The sequence below is a fragment of the Pseudomonas sp. 3B-A001-10F genome, from assembly GCF_056313565.1.
The window spans coordinates 1-19179 of sequence record NZ_JBQYFW010000026.1 but is presented as its reverse complement, the minus strand read 5'-3'; the positions used below and the strand labels follow the sequence as shown (position 1 = coordinate 19179).

17 protein-coding genes are annotated in these 19179 nt (G+C 59.9%); 10 read left to right on the top strand and 7 right to left on the bottom strand.

The genetic code is table 11. The features are described from left to right. Positions 1 to 86 precede the first annotated feature (86 nt). The 5 genes from AC0ZWN_RS21100 to AC0ZWN_RS21080 all read left to right on the top strand — a co-directional run bounded on the left by AC0ZWN_RS21100 (position 87) and on the right by AC0ZWN_RS21080 (position 6270). Positions 87 to 728 carry a thiol:disulfide interchange protein DsbA/DsbL gene (locus AC0ZWN_RS21100; protein WP_476336385.1) on the top strand — a complete coding sequence of 214 codons (642 nt, stop codon included), beginning with the start codon at positions 87 to 89 and terminating at the stop codon, positions 726 to 728. A gap of 14 nt (positions 729 to 742) precedes the next feature. Then, positions 743 to 1621: an endonuclease/exonuclease/phosphatase family protein gene (locus AC0ZWN_RS21095; protein ID WP_093429507.1), complete on the top strand. Its 879-nt coding sequence runs from the start codon at positions 743 to 745 to the stop codon at positions 1619 to 1621. Further along, a complete protein-coding gene (locus tag AC0ZWN_RS21090; protein ID WP_476336383.1) occupies positions 1618 to 3696 on the top strand; it encodes a diguanylate cyclase in 2079 nt (692 codons plus the stop codon). The genes AC0ZWN_RS21095 and AC0ZWN_RS21090 overlap by 4 nt, the downstream gene beginning before the upstream one ends. 101 nt (positions 3697 to 3797) lie before the next feature. Next, on the top strand, positions 3798 to 4580 hold the full coding sequence (locus tag AC0ZWN_RS21085) for an N-acetylmuramoyl-L-alanine amidase (protein WP_093429509.1): 783 nt from the start codon (positions 3798 to 3800) through the stop codon (positions 4578 to 4580). A 76-nt stretch (positions 4581 to 4656) separates the two neighbouring features. Then, entirely contained in the window at positions 4657 to 6270 is a 1614-nt protein-coding gene (locus tag AC0ZWN_RS21080) for an EAL domain-containing protein (protein ID WP_175559542.1), read from the top strand. Here AC0ZWN_RS21080 and AC0ZWN_RS21075 read toward each other — a convergent pair. Further along, positions 6267 to 8057, bottom strand: coding sequence for a KinB sensor domain-containing domain (locus AC0ZWN_RS21075; protein WP_476336382.1), 1791 nt, complete (start codon positions 8055 to 8057; stop codon positions 6267 to 6269). The two genes, AC0ZWN_RS21080 and AC0ZWN_RS21075, sit on opposite strands and share 4 nt — an antisense overlap. Before the next feature lie 10 nt (positions 8058 to 8067). Next, complete coding sequence (gene algB, locus AC0ZWN_RS21070) at positions 8068 to 9414, bottom strand: sigma-54-dependent response regulator transcription factor AlgB (protein WP_257356677.1); 1347 nt, start codon at positions 9412 to 9414, stop codon at positions 8068 to 8070. Between the two features lie 427 nt (positions 9415 to 9841). On the opposite strand from algB, the gene AC0ZWN_RS21065 reads away from it, so the two are divergent. From AC0ZWN_RS21065 to AC0ZWN_RS21045, 5 genes are all read left to right on the top strand, one after another. Beyond that, complete coding sequence (locus tag AC0ZWN_RS21065; protein ID WP_476336381.1) at positions 9842 to 10126, top strand: hypothetical protein; 285 nt, start codon at positions 9842 to 9844, stop codon at positions 10124 to 10126. Positions 10127 to 10198: 72 nt separating this feature from the next. Beyond that, complete coding sequence (locus AC0ZWN_RS21060; RefSeq protein WP_003177151.1) at positions 10199 to 10363, top strand: DUF1328 domain-containing protein; 165 nt, start codon at positions 10199 to 10201, stop codon at positions 10361 to 10363. 2 nt (positions 10364 to 10365) lie between these two features. Next, entirely contained in the window at positions 10366 to 10830 is a 465-nt protein-coding gene (locus AC0ZWN_RS21055; protein ID WP_476336379.1) for an inhibitor of vertebrate lysozyme family protein, read from the top strand. Positions 10831 to 11532: 702 nt separating this feature from the next. Continuing rightward, positions 11533 to 12864, top strand: coding sequence for a glutamate/aspartate:proton symporter GltP (gene gltP, locus AC0ZWN_RS21050; RefSeq protein ID WP_093429514.1), 1332 nt, complete (start codon positions 11533 to 11535; stop codon positions 12862 to 12864). Between the two features lie 202 nt (positions 12865 to 13066). Continuing rightward, positions 13067 to 14296 carry a nucleoside recognition domain-containing protein gene (locus tag AC0ZWN_RS21045; RefSeq protein ID WP_476336377.1) on the top strand — a complete coding sequence of 410 codons (1230 nt, stop codon included), beginning with the start codon at positions 13067 to 13069 and terminating at the stop codon, positions 14294 to 14296. A gap of 120 nt (positions 14297 to 14416) precedes the next feature. Here the strand turns inward: AC0ZWN_RS21045 and AC0ZWN_RS21040 are convergent, their stop codons facing one another. Genes AC0ZWN_RS21040 through AC0ZWN_RS21020 form a run of 5 tightly spaced genes read right to left on the bottom strand, consistent with a single transcriptional unit; the run spans position 14417 to position 19008 of the window. Next, positions 14417 to 15040: an ABC-type transport auxiliary lipoprotein family protein gene (locus AC0ZWN_RS21040; RefSeq protein ID WP_476336376.1), complete on the bottom strand. Its 624-nt coding sequence runs from the start codon at positions 15038 to 15040 to the stop codon at positions 14417 to 14419. Then, positions 15037 to 15975 carry an MlaD family protein gene (locus AC0ZWN_RS21035; protein WP_476336375.1) on the bottom strand — a complete coding sequence of 313 codons (939 nt, stop codon included), beginning with the start codon at positions 15973 to 15975 and terminating at the stop codon, positions 15037 to 15039. Before AC0ZWN_RS21035 ends, AC0ZWN_RS21040 begins: the two co-directional genes overlap by 4 nt. Before the next feature lies 1 nt (position 15976). Then, positions 15977 to 16780 carry an ABC transporter ATP-binding protein gene (locus AC0ZWN_RS21030; protein WP_007911797.1) on the bottom strand — a complete coding sequence of 268 codons (804 nt, stop codon included), beginning with the start codon at positions 16778 to 16780 and terminating at the stop codon, positions 15977 to 15979. Continuing rightward, the gene (locus tag AC0ZWN_RS21025) at positions 16777 to 17925 is read right to left on the bottom strand and encodes an ABC transporter permease (protein ID WP_093429519.1); all 1149 of its coding nucleotides are present in this window, start codon (positions 17923 to 17925) and stop codon (positions 16777 to 16779) included. The genes AC0ZWN_RS21030 and AC0ZWN_RS21025 overlap by 4 nt, the downstream gene beginning before the upstream one ends. A 54-nt stretch (positions 17926 to 17979) precedes the next feature. Beyond that, positions 17980 to 19008, bottom strand: coding sequence for a DUF5924 family protein (locus tag AC0ZWN_RS21020; RefSeq protein ID WP_095049553.1), 1029 nt, complete (start codon positions 19006 to 19008; stop codon positions 17980 to 17982). Between the last annotated feature and the right edge of the window lie 171 nt (positions 19009 to 19179).

Below are 19179 nucleotides of genomic sequence, written 5' to 3'. Positions count from 1 at the left end.
TGCCGTTACACTACAGAACTCATGCCCGCCAGGATCTGTCTGAAAACAGGTCGCGCGAGGCGACCCAAATTGTCCAGGAGTAAAGCATGCGTAATCTGATCATCAGCGCCGCCCTCGTCGCTGCCAGCCTGTTCGGCGTGACCGCTCAAGCCGCCGAAGCCCCAGCCGCCCCTTACGTGGAACTGGCCAACCCGGTACCGGTTGCAGAGCCTGGCAAGATCGAAGTGGTCGAGCTGTTCTGGTACGGCTGCCCGCACTGCTACGCGTTTGAACCGGTGATCAACCCGTGGGTTGAAAAACTGCCATCCGACGTCAACTTCGTGCGTATCCCGGCGATGTTCGGCGGCCCGTGGGACGCTCACGGCCAGATGTTCCTGACCCTGGAAGCGATGGGTGTCGAGCACAAGGTTCACAACGCCGTGTTCAACGCAATCCAGAAAGAACACAAGAAGCTGACCGACAAGAACGACATGGCTGACTTCCTCGCCACTCAAGGCGTGGACAAGGACAAGTTCCTCGCCACCTTCGACTCGTTCGCCATCAAAGGCCAGATCGTCAAGGCCCGTGAACTGGCCAAGAAGTACGAAATCACTGGCGTGCCAACCATGATCGTCAACGGCAAGTACCGCTTTGACATCGGCTCTGCCGGTGGTGCCGAGCAGGCGCTGAAACTGGCTGACCAACTGGTTGCCAAAGAGCGAGCGGCAACCAAGGCTGATGTCAACTAAGCGCGGCAACCGCCATGCGCCGCTGGAAGTCTGAACGCATCGTTGGCCTGCATGATCCGCAGGTCAACGAGCATCACCTGGAGTCCACGGGCCTGCCCGCAGACCAGCGTCTGCGTTTGCTCAGTTTCAATATCCAGGTGGGCATCAGCACCGAGCGTTATCGGCATTACCTGACCCGTAGCTGGCAGCACCTGCTGCCGCACAACGGCCGCTCAGGCAATCTGCAAAAGATCGGCGACCTGCTCGGCGACTTCGATCTGGTCGCGCTGCAGGAAGCCGATGGCGGCAGCCTGCGTTCGGGCTACGTCAATCAGGTCGAACATCTGGCGCAGCTCGGCGCCTTCCCTTATTGGTATCAACAACTCAATCGCAACCTCGGTCGACTGGCCCAGCACAGCAATGGCGTGCTCAGTCGCCTGAAACCGTGGGCGATCGAGGATCACCCGCTGCCCGGTCCGAAAGGTCGCGGCGCGATTCTGCTGCGCTTCGGCGAAGGTCCGGAGGCGTTAGTGGTGGTGATGATGCATCTGGCCCTTGGCGCGCGAACCCGCAGCCTGCAACTGGCCTATATTCGTGAGCTGATCGGTGGCTATAAACACCAGGTGTTGATGGGCGACATGAACACCCATGCCAGCGATCTGCTGCAACATTCTCCGTTACGCGATCTCGGCCTGCTGGCCCCGCAGGTGGAAGCGACATTCCCCAGCTGGCGTCCTCAGCGTTGCCTTGATCATATTTTGCTCAGCCCGACCCTGACCCTGGAAAAGGTCGAAGTGCTGGCACAACCAATTTCCGATCACCTGCCGGTCGCGGTAGAGATTCGTCTGCCGGGTTCGCTCACGGCCGATGCATTGCCCGCGTTGAGTCCTGCCCCTCGCGGAACCCCTGAATGAGCGACGACGCCCAGCGCTGGAAAGAGAAGTACCTCAAAAGCATCGAACAGCAAGACAAGCTTGAACGGCGCTGGGCCGCCAGGCTCGACTTGCTGCGGCGCGGTCTGGTGCGCAGCACGCTAGCGGCTGAAGGCACCGACAAAGTCGTCGATCAGTGCATGAAAGAGATGCGCGACGTGGTGCGCACCGACGACATGGACGCCGGCCTCGCCGCCCTGTTGCCGCGCTTGGAAAAAGCCGTGCTCGATTCCGAGCAGCGCCGCGAAACCCGCATCGATCAAGTCAGTACCGCGCTGACATCGCTGGTCACTCAGTTGCAGGCTTTGCCGTTGCCGCGTGAAGTCGCTCAGCCACTGAAGAAATTCGCCAAACAACTGGATAGCCGCGTCGGTTCGGCGCGGGAAATGCCCCTGTTGCTGAGTGAACTCAGCGGCTTGCAGGGCAAGGCTTTGAGTCAGCTGGAAACGCCAGCCGAACCGGGACGCCCAGGATTGTTGCAGCGTTTGTTTGGTAGCCGTGACAGCGAAGAAGCGCTAGCGACACAATCCCCCGCGCAGGTTCCAGCCTCGCCGCCAGAGCAACCACTGGCTGCACCGTCAACCACAGCGGAAACCGCACAGCTCGCGCCTGTCGCGGCGGCTGAGCCGGTACCGGCAGCGCCTGCCAGCGAAGCACTTGCGCCTGTTGTCGAACCACCCACGCCAGCCGCTCCAGCCCAGTTGGAACCGGCAAATGTAGTGGCCTTCGTACCGCCAACGGTCATCAGCGAAGTTATCAGTGAACCGCTCGAACCGGAGGCAGAGCGCTTCAAGCCGGAGCCTGTTTTCGCCCCCGCTTCAGCGCCGGCTCAAGCGCCGATCACCGCTGAGGCGGTCAATCCTGATGAACTGATCCACCCCGGTGATCCATCACCACCGATCATCGACAGCCTGCCCCTGCCCGAACCGATTGCTCAGGCGCTGGCCGCCATTGACCCGGAACAGCCCGAGCACGACATCCTGTTCGCCCTGCCGGACACCCCGGAGCCGTCTTACAGTTCCGTGGCCAAGCACATCGAAGACACCCTGATCGGGCTGCTCGACGACCTGACTCTGCCGGAACGCCACCGCCCGCAAGCCGAAGCCATGCGTGAGCGGCTAAAACACGGTTTGAACTGGTATGAACTGATCCCGATTCTCGACGATCTTGCAACGTTGATGCTGGCGATCACCGATAGCGGCCAGCACGAATTCGAAGCCTATCTGCAACAACTCAATGAACGCCTCGAAGCGTTTCAGAGCAATCTGCAAGCCGCCAGCGAGGGCCATGCCGACAACAGCTCGGCGGCGAAAGCCATGGACACGCAGATCCGTGAGCAAGTCGACGGCCTGCAGACCAGCGTGCAGGAAGCGGCGGATCTGGAAGACCTCAAGCACGTGCTGGAAAACCATCTTGAAGGCCTGCTCGGCACCATGGACCAGCACCAGAAGCAGCGCGACGCCCGCGAGCAGGAAGTCGCCACGCGGCTGAAAAGCCTGTCCGAACGCGTGGCGCATATGGAGCAGGAAGCCCAGGGTTTCCGCGAACATCTTGAAGTACAACGGCAGAAAGCACTGATCGACCCGCTCACCGGCCTGCCGAACCGCGCCGCGTGGAGCGAACGCCTTGAGCATGAAATCAAGCAGTGGCAACAGCACGGCAACACGCTGAGCCTGGCCATGCTCGACCTCGATCATTTCAAGCGGATCAATGACAACTACGGCCATCTGGCCGGCGACAAGGTGCTGAAAATCATCGCCACCGTACTGCGCAAGCGTCTGCGCGGCGGCGATTTCATCGCCCGTTTCGGCGGTGAGGAATTCGTTCTTTTGATGCCGGCGACGCCGCCAGCGGTCGGCGCAAAACTGCTGGAAACCCTGCGCGCCGCTATCGAAGCCTGCCCGTTCCACTTCAAGGGTGAACGAGTGACCATCACCCTCTCCATGGGACTGGCGACATTCCGTGCCGGAGAACACAGCGATCTTGTATTGAAAAGAGCCGATCAGGCGTTGTACCGGGCGAAAAATGCGGGGCGCAACAGGGTCGAGCTGGGCTGAGCAAATTGTTCCATTTTGTTTAAATCCGCCCACTGACCGTCAAGACGCAAGGCAGTACGTTACACTGTTGCATTACTGTCTTGCGTGTACTGTCCTCTGCCATGAAATTCTTTGCCCTCCTCGCGTCGCTGCTCGTTCTGGCCGGTTGTGCCAGCGCCCCGCGTTACGACACTAGCCATCCTTCAGCCAATTACGACAGCCGTATCCAGTTCGTGATCGTCCACTACACCTCGGCGTCGCTGGAACGCTCGCTGCAACTGCTGACCCATGGCGAAGTCAGCAGCCATTACCTGATCGGCGACGACAAGAGCGGCACCATCTACAAGCTGATGGAGGAAAACCAGCGCGCCTGGCACGCCGGCGAAAGCCAATGGCAGGGCCGTACCTGGCTTAACTCAAGCTCGATCGGTATCGAAATCGTCAATCCGGGCTTCAAGGACACCCCGACCGGCCGTCTGTGGTATCCGTACAGCGAAGCGCAGATTCAATCGTTGATCGTCCTGCTCAAGGACATCAGCAAGCGCAACGGCATCAGCCCGCGCCACATCATTGGCCATAGCGACATCGCGCCATTGCGCAAACTCGATCCGGGCCCGTTGTTCCCGTGGAAACGTCTCGCCGCCGAAGGCTTGGGCGTATGGCCGAACGAACAGGCAGTAGCGCGCCAGCAAATGCTGTTCAACAGCAGCGAACTGCCGAGCATCAGCTGGTTCCAGGCACAGTTGGCGCACTTGGGTTATGACACACCGCAGACCGGTGAGCTGGACGTTGCCACACGCCACGTCCTCGCCGCCTTCCAGATGCACTTCCGCCCTTCGCGCTTCGACGGCACGCCGGATGCACAAACGGCAGCGTTGTTGCTGGTACTCAATCAGACAAAATAATGACGCCCGCCCGACGGTCAGGGCGAAATTGCAATCAGCAGCTATAACTCATTGGTAATTCTTCGGATATTCCATGATGGTTGCTACCCGAGAGACGCTGCGTAGCTGGTTTTATCGCCCCTGGTTTTTGGCGATGATCGCGGCTGTCCTCAGTGCCAGCCTGCTGATCGCCGGCGGTATGTTCGTGGCGATGCGTCAGGTCGAGCAAAACGAAAGCCAGCAAATGAACGCACAAGGCGAACGTTTTCTGGCCCGCCTCGAACAATTGTTTGGCCAGTTGCGTGAAAGTCTCGATGACCTGGAAGCGCAGCCCTTGCGCAGTTGTGACGATGAAATGATCGCCACCCTGCAGCAAGTTACCTTCAACTATCGCTTCGTCTATGAAGCGGCTTACATGGACGCCTCGCGGATCTGCTCCAACCGTCCGCGCCAGGAAGGTCTGTCAGTGGTCCGCGCGCCAGATATCAAAGGCCCGACCTACAGCTATTGGCTGAACACCACCACCGAACCTGATGAAAACCGCGCGGCGCTGATGCTGGGGCGCGGCAATTTCCGCGTGGCCACCTCGCGCGGGCATCTGACCGACATGGTCGATTTGTCCCCCGGTAGCAGCCTGCTGGTGGTGCTCGATCATGGCACCCGTGCTATCCCGGTGCTTGGCACGGCGCAAGCCTGGCCACCCACGGAACACTGGCCACCGAAAAGTCGCGATGCCCTGCAAGTTACGCAAACCCGGCTGATCTACCGCATGCCCACGGATAATCCGGAGTATCAGTTGGTGCTGATCACACCCAGAACCGGCATGCACATTCCGGCTGTCTGGTGGTGGATCATCCCGGCGTGTCTGCTGCTCGGCGCCTTTGTCGGATTTTTCGTGTTCTTACTGGTGCGCCAGCGTCAGTCTCTGGATGCCGAACTACACGGTGCAATTCGCCGTGGCGAGCTGCAGGTGCTCTATCAACCGATCTTCGACCTCGACAGCCGCAACTGCGTCGGTGCCGAGGCCCTGCTGCGCTGGCGCCGCCCCGACGGTACGCTGACCAGCCCTGACCTGTTCATCCCCATGGCAGAAAACACCGGGCAGATCCGGCAGATGACCGACTTCGTCCTGCAGCGCCTGCTGGAGCAACTGGGCCAGTTGCTGCGCGCCAATCCGCAGCTATACATCTCGGTCAACCTGGCAGCCTGCGACGTGATGGTGCCGCGCATCGGCCAGGTCATGGCGCGGCTGCTCACCCTGCATCGCGTGGCGGCGCGGCAGATTGCCTTCGAGGTCACCGAGCGTGGCTTGATTGATGTGGTAGTGGCGCGGGAAAACCTGCAAGCCTTGCGCAACGTTGGCCATCAGGTGTTGATCGACGACTTCGGCACCGGCTATTGCAGTCTCGCCTACTTGCAAACCTTGCCAGTGGACTGCTTGAAGATCGACAAAGCATTCATTGATGCACTGGGCCATGACGCGGCCAGCAGCGGCGTCGCCCCGCACATCATTCACATGGCTCAGGCGCTGGATTTGAAAGTGATTGCCGAAGGCATCGAGCTCGAATCCCAAGCGCAACTGCTCAGCAGCGAGGGCGTGAAGTTCGGTCAGGGCTGGTTGTTCGCCCATGCGCTAAGCGCGGTGCAATTCATCGAACTGATCACCCGTGGCCGGCGCCTTGCCGGTCGACGCATGGATGATGAAGCCTAGACAGCGAGCGCCATATAAAACTGCGTGCCCTGCCCCGGCCGTGAGTAAACGCCCATACGACCACCATGCAACTGGACGATTTCCTTGCACAACGCCAGGCCCAAACCGGCACCGCCCTTCTTGCGCCCTACCTGCACGAAAGGTTCGAAGATCCGCCCCTGCTGGCCGTAGGCAATGCCTTCGCCGTTGTCTTCGACGCTGATAATCAGCCGCTCGCCATGCCGACGTGCCTGCAAGCGGATCTGACCGTCGCGGGCGGTATGGCGCAAGGCGTTGTCGATCAGGTTATCCAGCACGCGATCGAGCTGTGCCTGATCGGCCTGCAAACGTGGCAACGGTCCCTGCACTTCGACATGCAGGGCGATGCCCTTGGCCGCCGCCGAATCGGCAAAGCGCAGTTGCGCCTGCTCCAGCAAATCCTCGATGGAGCATGGTGCCAGCGTGAGTTTCTGCAGGCCGTTCTGATAACGCGAGAAGTTGAGCAAGTCGTTTATCAACTGCATCAAGCGCTGCATCTCTTCGTTCACGGTGTCGAGCAAATCGGCTTCACGCGATTCCGGGGCGTACTTCGCTCGTTCGCGGAACAGCCCGAAGGCCATGTGCATGCCGGTGACCGGCGTGCGCAGCTCATGGGAAGCGCGCAAGACGAATTCGCTGCGCACCCGCTCGAAGGCGCGTTGCTCGGTCACGTCATGCAAGACCATCACCGCGCCAAGGATATGCCCCTGCGTGTGGCTGACCGGCGTCAGGCTGTAGGTCAGCAAACGAGATTCGCCGTCGACCTCGATGCTCAGGTCTTCCGGTGCGCGCTCAAGCGAGCCACCGCGCAACACCAGTTGCAACTGCGCATCCAGCTCCGGCCGCTCCAGCGCGGTGCCCAAGCCTTGGCCGAGGCGATCATCGTCCCAACCCAACTGGCGCTGAGCCACCGGATTGAGGTGTTCCAAATGCCCCTGGCGGTCGATCATCAGCAAGCCGTCGTCGATACTGTCGAGCACCGCTTGCAGCCGCTGCTGACCGGCGAACAATTCGTCGACGTTGGTCGCCTGATGTTCCCGCAGGGCCTCAGCCATCAGGCCGAAACGCTTGGTCAGCAGGTTCATTTCCATCGCGGAGGAAATCGGCAGGGTCACTTCAAAATTGCCTTGGCCGATATTGTCCGCCGCCTGCGCCAGCGCCTCGATCGGCGCGCCGAAACGCCGGGCAATCCCGTGGGCCGTGATGAAGCCGATGATCAACACCGCCAGCCCGACAAATCCCAGCAGACCGGCGATCAACAATGCCCGGTCGCGCGCTTGATGCTGAACCGCGTTAATGTTGTCCAGTGCATGCTTGTGTTCAGTGATCAAACCGTTGCGCAGCGTGTTGAAGCGCTCTCTGAGGTTGGCGTTGCTGCTCAACGCAGTCGCCGGATCACGGGACACATCAAAGGCCTGAAGAAAACTCAGGTAATCAGCCTTGGCCTGACTGAAACCATACTGGCGGCCATCGCCAATGTGCTCTTGGGCGATACCGTCATCAAGCAACTTGAGATACTGCTGCTTGGACGCCTCGAACGCGACCGCATCGGGTTCTTCGGCGAGCATGAGGACCAGTTGATCACCCAGGGTTTGTCGCAGCTTGAGGCCCAGATCGAGAGTGACGAAGTTGTTACGCAGCGTCGTTTCCTGCGAGCCAGCCATTTGCATCACGCTGACCAGCCCGAGCAACAGCCCGAGCAAGGCCACGGTGATGAGCGCGGAAATGCTCAAGAACAAACGGGTCCGCAACTTCATCGCCAATTTCATCGTCGGGCGCTCACAGGTTGTACTGCTTGCGCTTGCGATACAGGGTCGAGGCATCGATGCCGAGCGTTTTCGCCGCCTGGTCCAAGGTGCCGGCGGTGGCGAGGACGGCGCCGATGTGGGCCTTCTCCAACTCGTCGAGACTCAACGCGGCACCGACTCGTGGCGCGTTGTTGGCCGGTTGTTCGGCCATGCCCAGGTGGCTGATCTCCACGCGTTCCTGCGGGCAGATGATGCTCGCCCGCTCGACCACGTTGCGCAACTCGCGAATGTTGCCCGGCCAGCGATAGCCCATCAGTGCCTCGCGAGCCTCGTCGCTGAAGCCGCGTGCCGGACGCGCATACTCTTTGACGAAGCGCGCGAGGAAGCGGTCGGCCAACGTCAGGATGTCCTCGGCACGCTCGCGCAGAGGCGGCAGATGCAGAGTAATGACGTTGAGGCGATAGAGCAGGTCTTCACGGAATCGGCCGTCACGGACCATGTCTTCCAGATTGAGGTTGGTTGCGGCGAGGATGCGCACATCCGCGCGACGAGTCACCGGATCCCCTACCCGCTCATATTCTTTGTCCTGAATGAAACGCAGCAATTTTGGTTGCAATGTCAGCGGAAAATCGCCGATCTCGTCGAGAAACAGCGTACCGCCGTCGGCCTGATTGACTCGGCCCAGTGTACTTTCGCTGGCACCGGTAAATGCGCCTCGACTGTGGCCAAACAGCTCGCTTTCCATCAGTTCAGCGGTCAACGACGGGCAGTTGATGGTCACGCAGGATTTTTTCTCGCGCTTGCTCCAGCCGTGAATCGCTCGGGCCAGCTCACCTTTACCGGTGCCGGACTCGCCGAGGATCAGAATGTTGGCGTCGGTGCCGGCGACCTGACGTGCAGTTTCCAGTACGACTTTCATTGCCGGGCTGTGGGAATCAAGACCGTCCTTCGGTTTGCGGATCTCGCCTTCGAGGGCTTCGAGGCGCGCCGACAGTTGGCGCACTTCCAGTTGCTTGGCGGTGGCCAGACGCAGCTGATCCGGGCTGCACGGTTTGACCAGATAGTCGGCGGCGCCGGCCTGGATCGCGTCGACGGCGGTATCGACAGCCGAATGCGCGGTGACAATCACCACTCGCATCCATGGTGCCTGAATGCGCATCTGCGCCAGTACGTCGAGGCCGTTGTCTTCACCCAGACGTAAATCAAGGAAGCACAGGTCGAAGACCTGGCGTTGCAGCAAGGCGTCGGCCTGAGCCGCGCTGTTGGCTGTGGCAACCGTATAGCCTTCATCTTCGAGGCAATAACGGAAAGTACGCAGGATGGCGGATTCGTCGTCCACCAGCAGAATGCGGCCTTGATGCTCAGTGGCAGATTCCATTTTTCCTACGCTCCATAGTGATTGGTCTTGGGTTAGTCCCGGAAAAATCGGGCAAGTTGCATGGTTGATTCTGAACGATGCCAGCCATAGGAGGGTAGCTCTCTCCTGCCTTTACGGCCAATACGTTGATTTTGTTGGTTTTTTAAACAAATGCCGATTTGCAGGGCATTCCCTGCGTACTTTTCTGACATCTGCGCCCTGCTCTCAATTCCATAAGAATGAAATCTCCTACGAAAAAATCGTGCATTGCGCACGATCCCAGATGACCCATCGTGCAGGATGCGTCGCGAACGTTTTTTACTAAGATCATAACTAATTGATTTTATTGAATATTTTTCAATTAAAAAACTGGCATGCAGGCTGCAATACCTCATTCAGCCCGGGCAGAAATGAACTGCCCCAACCGAATAAGAGTGAGGAACCCAGGATGACTCGCCAACGTGCCGCCCAAGTGCGTATCTCGCCACTGCATATTCAGCAAGGTCTGTTTGGCGTACTGGCGCTGTTGATCACCCTGATCGCCTGTCAGCAATACCTGCGCTGGGAAAACAGCCAGCAGGTTGAGCCGCTGATTTCGATCCAGCACAACACGCAAACGCACTTCAGCGCCGTCAGCAGCAGCCAGGCCGAGAGCGCCTCGATGCGCATGATGGAGGTCGATCAGGCGCAGCCGCTGGATCAACTGCCACGTGAAGAGCGTTGGGTTTTCTAAAGAACAGATGAATTCGGGCGCACAGCGCCAGAACACGTAACACCCCTAAATAGAGAAGTAAGGAGAATCACCATGTTGAGCTGGGCAATTACATTCTTGATCATTGCCATCATCGCTGCAGTACTGGGCTTCGGTGGTATCGCGGGCACCGCCACGGGTATCGCCAAGATTCTCTTTGTCGTGTTCCTGGTGATGTTCATCGCTTCCTTCTTCTTTGGCCGTCGCGGCCGAGGTTAACGATGACTGTGTTAAAGACACTGGCAGCCGCCCTGCTTCTGGGCGGTAGTGCCATGGCGATGGCGGCCAATGACGGCCAGACGCGGGTCAACGAACTGTTGAGTTCCGACCCGCAGTATCGCGAAACCTGGGAAGGCGTGGTGAAGAAGGAAGAACGCCTGCCGGAATGGGTGATGAACCTGTCCGGCACGCCTGACCAGCAGATGAATGCCGTGACTGAAGATGGCGACCAGTATCTGGTCGGCCCCCTCTGCGAATCTGCAGACAAGTGCCTCAACCACCGTTTGATCGTCGCCTTCAGTTTCGACAAGAAAGACGCTTACGCCATGCTCGTTGATGTGCCCGAAGGACTGCCGGCCGACAAGTCGCCAACGCGACATGCAACCTATCGCTTCCTCGGCAAACCCGATCAAGGCATGCAGGATCTTTTGATGGAAACCCTGAAGAAAGATCCGAAGTGGTACTGATTTGAACATGAAGGCAGCAGCCCTGCTGCCTTCCATTGCGCCCACCTGAGGAAGGCAGGCGCATGACCAAGGGGCCGGGATGTTCTGACTGTTGCAGGGTCGGAGTGACCTACGGGGACAGGGAGTGCCTGCGCAAGGGCCGGGTCAGGGTAAAAGCTGCGCCGCAGGTTCGCCGACCCGTAGTGGCTCGACGGACTTGCGCTGAGCTTTCCAACACGCAAAACATTGATCCAGAGCGTCCAGCTCATCCTTTTTATCGCTGACACTGCGCGCGAAAACATTACGCGGTGTTTCATGGCGACCGTATATCGACAAAGAGACCACTTAAACAGTAGGACTTCTAGTCTTCCTGCGTAGGCTTTTTCCTAATTATTTCGTCGATTTTTCTCGTTCAAAAAATAACCAACCTAGGCTGTGATGACCGGTTCACGGCACTTATGCCGGCCGAAATGTCACAATCGAACCGGTTGGGACGCCAGTTTCATTTAAAAAAGCTCATGCCGATTCGGCATAGGGTAGGCGTTTACGGCATTAGACGGCGCAACCTTGCATCGGAATAGTTGCGCCTTTTTTCGCCTGCCGAAGAGCCGTAACTACGCGCTTCGGGGCACCTTATACGGAGGCAGATGCACAGACTTTTCCGCTAAAGAGCGTTCCAGTTCCTGCATGTGCCTGAGTCAAACGCAAGTAAGGGTAAAGATAATGAAGAAGGCAAAAATCAGCCTCGCCTGGCAGATCCTCATCGGTCTTGTTCTAGGGATTGCAATTGGTGCGTTGCTCAATCACTTCAGTGCCGAGAAGGCTTGGTGGATCAGCAACGTCCTGCAACCGGCAGGCGATATCTTTATCCGTCTGATCAAGATGATCGTGATCCCGATCGTCATCTCTTCCCTGATCGTCGGCATCGCCGGCGTGGGCGACGCCAAGAAACTCGGGCGGATTGGCCTGAAGACGATCATTTATTTCGAAATCGTCACCACCATCGCCATCGTTGTCGGCCTGCTGCTGGCCAACCTGTTCCACCCGGGGACCGGCATCGACATGAGCACCCTGGGCACGGTGGACATCTCGAAGTACCAGGCGACCGCCGCCGAAGTGCAGCATGAACACGCGTTCATCGAGACCATCCTCAACCTGATCCCGTCGAACATCTTCGCGGCCATGGCCCGCGGCGAAATGCTGCCGATCATCTTCTTCTCCGTGCTGTTCGGTCTCGGTCTGTCGAGCCTGCAATCGGACCTGCGCGAGCCGCTGGTGAAGATGTTCCAGGGCGTCTCGGAAAGCATGTTCAAAGTCACCCACATGATCATGAACTATGCGCCGATCGGCGTGTTCGCACTGATCGCGGTGACCGTGGCCAACTTCGGCTTCGCCTCGCTGCTGCCGCTGGCGAAACTGGTGATCCTGGTTTACGTCGCCATCGCCTTCTTTGCCTTCGTGGTGCTGGGTCTGATCGCCAAGCTGTTCGGCTTCTCTGTGATCAAGCTGATGCGCATCTTCAAGGATGAGCTGGTGCTGGCCTACTCCACCGCGTCTTCGGAAACCGTGCTGCCACGCGTGATCGAGAAGATGGAAGCCTACGGCGCACCGAAAGCCATCTGCAGCTTCGTGGTACCGACCGGTTATTCGTTCAACCTCGACGGTTCGACCCTGTACCAGTCGATCGCCGCCATCTTTATTGCCCAGCTGTACGGCATCGACCTGTCGATCAGCCAGCAACTGTTGCTGGTCCTGACCCTGATGGTCACCTCCAAAGGCATCGCCGGTGTACCGGGCGTGTCCTTCGTGGTGCTGCTGGCGACACTGGGCAGTGTCGGCATTCCGCTGGAAGGCTTGGCGTTCATCGCCGGTGTCGACCGCATCATGGACATGGCGCGTACCGCTCTGAACGTGATTGGTAACGCCCTGGCGGTACTGGTTATCGCACGCTGGGAAGGCATGTACGACGATGCCAAGGGCCAGCGCTACTGGAACTCCCTGCCACACTGGCGCAGCAAGGAAAAACTGCCAGCGGGCGAAATCTCCAAGCCGTAACGCAAAACCCTGTGGGAGCGAGCTTGCTCGCGAAGAGGCCGGCACATTCAACCATTATGTTGATTGACACACCGCCTTCGCGAGCAAGCTCGCTCCCACAGTGATGGATGCAAGGCTTACCAACGAACCCCGGAGAAATCCGGGGTTTGTCGTTTCTGGTGACCCCGCTATCATTCGCGGCATTCTTCGGGGGATTTGACTGATGCTTAATGGCCTGTGGCTTGGCTTCTTCATCGTGGCAGCCGTATCGGCGCTGGCGCAGTGGCTGATCGGCGGCAACGCCGGGATCTTCGCGGCGATGGTGGAAAGCATTTTCGCCATGGCCAAGCTCTCGGTCGAAGTCATGGTGCTGCTGTTCGGCACCCTCACCCTGTGGCTGGGCTTTCTGCGCATTGCCGAGAAGGCCGGCATCGTCGAATGGTTGGCCAAGGTCCTCGGCCCGCTGTTTCTAAGGCTGATGCCGGAAGTCCCACCCGGTCACCCTGCCCTTGGCCTGATCACCCTGAACTTCGCCGCCAACGGCTTGGGCCTCGACAATGCCGCGACGCCCATCGGCCTGAAAGCCATGAAGGCGCTGCAAGAGCTCAATCCCAGCGCCACCATCGCCAGTAACGCGCAAATCCTCTTCCTGGTGCTCAACGCCTCCTCCCTGACCCTGCTGCCGGTGACGATCTTCATGTACCGCGCCCAGCAAGGAGCGCCAGATCCGACGCTGGTGTTCCTGCCGATCCTGCTGGCGACCAGTTGCTCGACGATCGTCGGCTTCCTCTCGGTGGCGTTCATGCAGCGCCTGCGGATCTGGGATCCGGTGGTGCTGGCCTATCTGGTACCGGGTGCGCTGTTGTTGGGTGGCTTCATGGCGTTGCTCGGCACCCTTTCGGCGACGGCTTTGGCGGGATTGTCGTCGATCCTCGGCAATCTCACGCTGTTTGGATTGATCATGCTGTTCTTGCTGATCGGCGCGTTAAAGAAAGTGAAGGTCTACGAGGCGTTTGTAGAAGGCGCCAAAGAGGGCTTCGACGTCGCGAAGAACCTGCTGCCGTATCTGGTGGCGATGCTCTGTGCGGTCGGCGTACTGCGTGCGTCCGGGGCGCTGGACTTCGGTCTGGACGGCATTCGTCATCTGGTCGAGTGGGCGGGTTGGGACACGCGGTTTGTCGATGCGTTGCCGACGGCGATGGTCAAGCCGTTCTCCGGCAGCGCAGCGCGGGCCATGCTGATCGAGACGATGAAGACCTCGGGCGTCGACAGCTTCCCGGCGCTGGTCGCGGCGACCGTGCAGGGTAGTACCGAGACGACGTTCTATGTGCTGGCAGTGTATTTCGGCGCGGTGGGCATTCAGCGCGCGCGGCATGCGGTGGGGTGTGCGTTGCTGGCGGAGTTCGCTGGTGTGATTGGCGCCATTGCCGTCTGCTACTGGTTCTTCGGCTAACCACTAATCCCATTGTGGGAGCGAGCTTGCTCGCGAATGCGTCCGGTCAGTCAACATCATCGCTGAATGACCCACCGCCTTCGCGAGCAGGCTCGCTCCCACAGGGGTTGTGTGTCGGGCTTAAGGTTTTGGGGGGGCCAGTTTCTGGCCTTGTTCGACAGCCCAAGCGACGACTTTCGCGGTCAGGCGATCACTGGCCTGGCCAAACCCGGCCACCACCGCCGGCACCTGCACATCGCTCAACGGCTGGCGCTCTTCAAAGCGGCGACTGGCCAGAATGCGCTGGTCATAACCGCGCACCAGCAACGCATCGACGCGCACCACAACGCTGGCCTGTGAGCCTTGGTATTCGGTCTGAAACGCCTGCAAACTCCCGCCCAATTCCAGATCCGCCGCAAAGTTGCTGTCATCGGTACTAAGCAACGTCACCCGACCATCACGCTGAAACCCATCGAGCAAGCGATTACGCACCAGCACCGGCGCCGGATCACTCCAGCGCGAGCCCTTGTAACTGCTGATCACGTCGCCCTGCGGAATCACCGCAATCGTCGGCCGGTTCAACGCCTCACTGGCCTGCAACTTGTTCAGCCGCAACGACCAAGACTGAGTCGCCGCTGAACTGGCCGAGGCGGGCGCCTGTGCGGCCGGCAGGCGATAGACATCCGACGGCTCGGACTGGGGCAGAATCGAACAGGCGCTGATCAGCGTGAAGCCGGCGAGGAGGGCAAGTCGAGTCAGCTTCATGGCGTGAATTCCTTGTTCTTGTCACGGCCCAGCAGGTAGCCGCTGGGGTTGGCCTCAAGGCGTTGGGAGATGGCGCGCAGCGAGGTCAGCGTCTCGCGCAGTTCGCGGATCGCCGGGGCCAGGCCATTAAGGCCCTGCATGCCGTTGTCGAGGGAGTTTTCGTTTTTGTTCAGCAGGGTGCTGATCGTCGCGGTGCTTTGCTCCAGCGACTTCATGGCTTGTTCGGCACTGCCCAATGCCTGTTTGCCCTGATCGTTGATCAAGCCGTTGGCATTGCGCATTAGCAGCGAGGTCTGTTCGAGCATGCTGCCGGCCTGTTTGCCGACGGTCGCCAATTGCTGCATGGCTTGCTTGATGTCACCGCGCTGATCGTTGATGGTGCCGGTGGTCTGCTCCAGATGGGCGAGGGTTTTGCTCACACGCTCGACGTTCTCGGCAGAAAACATCTGGTTGGCGTTCTGCAGCAGCGCAGTGATGCCGGTCATCAAATCGTTGCTGTCATTGAGCAAGCGCGAAATAGGCGAGGGCGAGGCGACGATGGTCGGCAGGTTGCCGTCATGCCCACGCAGTTTCGGGCTCTCGGGCGTCCCACCGCTGAGCTGGATGATCGACGTACCGGTGATCCCGGCCAGCGCCAGTTTGGCCTGGGTGTCTTCCTTGACCGGGGTGTCACCGGCCAGACGAATCCGCGCCAGCACGCGCCGCGGATCCTTTGGATCAAGGCGCAGGTTGATCACATCGCCGACCTTGATCCCGCTGTACTGCACCGGGCTGCCTTTGGACAAGCCACTGACCGCTTCGCTGAAGACAATCTCGTAGTCCTTGAACTCGGTGTCGACGCTGGACTTGGCCAGGAACAGACCGAAGAGCAGGGCACCTGCCACCACGATCACCGTGAACAGGCCGATCAACACATGATGCGCTCGGGTTTCCATGTCAGACCTCGTTGAGCAATTTGGCGGCGTCCAGCGCCGAGCGGCCGCGCGGGCCGTGGAAGTATTCGTGAATCCACGCGTCGTCGGTTTCCGAGACAACGTCGATGGGTCCTGCGACCAGTACTTTCTTCTGCGCCAGCACCGCCACGCGGTCGGTGATGGTGTAAAGCGTGTCGAGGTCGTGGGTCACCAGAAACACGCTGAGGCCGAGTGCATCGCGCAGGGTCAGGATCAATTGATCGAATTGCGCCGCGCCAATCGGATCGAGGCCGGCAGTGGGTTCATCGAGAAACAGAATGTCCGGATCCAGCGCCAGCGCCCGGGCCAACGCCGCACGCTTGATCATGCCGCCGGACAGCGACGCCGGGTATTTGTCCGCCGCTGAAAGCGGCAGCCCGGCCAGCGCCAGCTTCACCGCCGCCAGGTGCTCGGCGTCGTTGCGGCTTAGGCCGGCGTGCTCGATGAGGGGCAGGGCGACGTTCTCGGTGACGGTCAGCGAGGAGAACAGCGCACCTTTCTGAAACAACACACCAAAGCGTCGCTCGACCAGCGAGCGCTCGTGCTCGGACAGGCTCGGCAGGTTCTTGCCGAACACTTTGACCATGCCTTCGCTGGGCCGGCGCAGGCCGACGATACTGCGCAGCAACACCGATTTGCCGCTGCCGGAACCGCCGACCACGGCGAGGATTTCGCCTTTGTACAAATCCAGGTCGAGGTTCTCGTGCACACTCTGGCTGCCAAAGCGATTGCACAGACCACGAACCTCGATCACCGCCTCCGAGGGCGCGCGGGGTAGACGACTCACCAGCCCATCTCCATGAAGAACAGCGCAGCCACCGCGTCGAGCACGATCACCACGAAAATCGATTGCACCACGGCAGACGTGGTGTGCGCTCCAACCGACTCGGCGCTGCCACTGACCTTGAAACCTTCCAGACAACCAATCGCGGCAATCAGGAAAGCGAAGATCGGGGCTTTGACCAGGCCCACCAGAAAATGCTGGATGCCGATGTCCGATTGCAGCAACGACAGAAACATCGCCGGCGAAATATCCAGCGACACCGCACAGACCACGCCGCCGCCGATTATCCCGCAGAGCATCGCCAGGAAGGTCAGCATCGGCAACGCCACCAGCATCGCCAGCACGCGCGGCACCACCAGCAGCTCCATCGGATCAAGGCCGAGGGTGCGAATCGCATCGATTTCCTCGTTGGCCTTCATCGAGCCGATCTGCGCAGTGAAGGCACTGGCAGTGCGCCCGGCCATGAGGATCGCCGTGAGCAGCACACCGAACTCGCGCAGGAACGAGAAGCCCACCAGGTCCACGGTAAAAATCGTCGCACCGAAACTGGCCAGCACCGTGGCGCCGAGAAACGCCACCACCGCACCCACCAGAAATGTCAGCAATGCCACGATCGGCGCGGCATCGAGGCCGGTCTGCTCGATGTGCGCGATCATTGGTGTGATGCGCCAGCGCTTGGGCCGTAACAGGTTGCGAGCGATGGTTTCCATGATCAGGCCGACGAAACCGAGCAGTTGCAGAGTGTCCTGCCAGACGGTGTCGACGGCGCGACCAATGCGCGTCAGCAGTTGCACACTGACGCTGATTTCCGGCTCTTTGATCGGCACGCAGAAATCGGTCATCGAGCAGTACACGGTTTGCAGCAGCGCGCGGTCGGCGGAGGTCAGGGTGCAATCGGGGTGTTCGGCGGATTTGCCCAGGCGTTCGGAGCCGAGCAGTTCGACCAGCAACGAAGCGCCAGCGGTGTCGAGGGCGCCGAGGCTGTTGAGGTCGATCGGGGTGTTGGCATCGTACTGACCGTGGAGCTTTTCGCTCAGTTGCTTGAGCTCGGCGTAATGGGCAAGCGTCCAGTCCCCCGTGACCCGCAGGCGCGCAGGGGTTATCGACGTGTCCAGTTGAGCATTACCGCTGATCGAGCTGCTGGTCATAAGCTCCGTGCTTGTTCGGCCTTTATGCGAACTAACGTAATAGCACGAACCGGATTACTTTTCTTTGATCGCTGTGCTGTCCGTGACTTCGAAACGCAGCACGCCGATCACCTGGCCATCCTCGGTCAGCACGCGCACCTGCCACTTGCCCGCCGGGTTGCCGGGGAAATTCTGTTTGTGCGTCCACGCGCGATAGCCTTCCTTACGCCCGCCGTGGATATCGAGGGCGATGCGGTCGACCTCTTTGCCGTTGAATTGCCAGACGTGATAAATCCGCTCATCGAGCCCGCGCGGCGCATTGATCGCGGTGTAGGCGTACAGGCCATCGCCACGAATCTGCTCGGCACTGACCGTGTCGAGGCTGGCGCCGGGGGTGCGGTCCTGCATTTGCGTGCTGATCGCCACGTCGGTCATCCACAGCGTCGCCGGCGGCACCCACGAACGCAGCGCCCAACCCACGCCACCGATGCCGACCGTGATGCACAGGATCGCCAAGGCATTGCGCAGCGTGCGGATCGGGAAGATCGACGCCAGACTCGGGAACGACAACAACACGGCAATGCCAAGCGCCCACTTGAAGCTTTGCGCGGTGGTCAGGTGCATGATCACCGGCAACGCGGTGAGCAGGGCGGCGAACAGGGTCAGCGTGTGCAGCGCGAGAAACGCCCAGCGCCGTGGCGCCAGCCATTTGTAATAGAGCGGATCGACGATGGAAATCAGTGCCGCGACGCTGAGCAGACCGGTGAAAAACAGCTGTCCGCTATTCCACGTCGTGGTGATGAAAAAGAACGGCAGGACGAAAAACAGGCTTTCCTGATGGATCATCTGCGTCGCGTAACGCAGCAGCGGCTGGGGAATCTCGCGTTTGAACACGCGGGTGAAGAGGCCGGTGAGGGTGTTTTCCAGCATCAGCCAGATCCAGCTGAGCAGCATGATCACGGTGATCCAGCTCGCCAGGCCCTGCTGACGATCGACCATGATGAAACTGCCGACCCCGGAGATGAACCCGCCAAGCGCAATGACCCCGGGATAGCGCTTCATCAGTTCGAGAATGCGCTGGATCAGGAGCTGTATTTTTGGCATTTGGGCAGTTCACGACTTGAGGGGAAAAAACCTCGACAGAGTAGCGCCCGTCGGGCGCTGTGGCGAGGCTGCCGGTCACTTAAAACCAACACATTCCCCTGTAGGAGTGAGCCTGCTCGCGATAGCGGTCGTTCTGTCACTATCTCTTCGTCTGGTAGACCGCTATCGCGA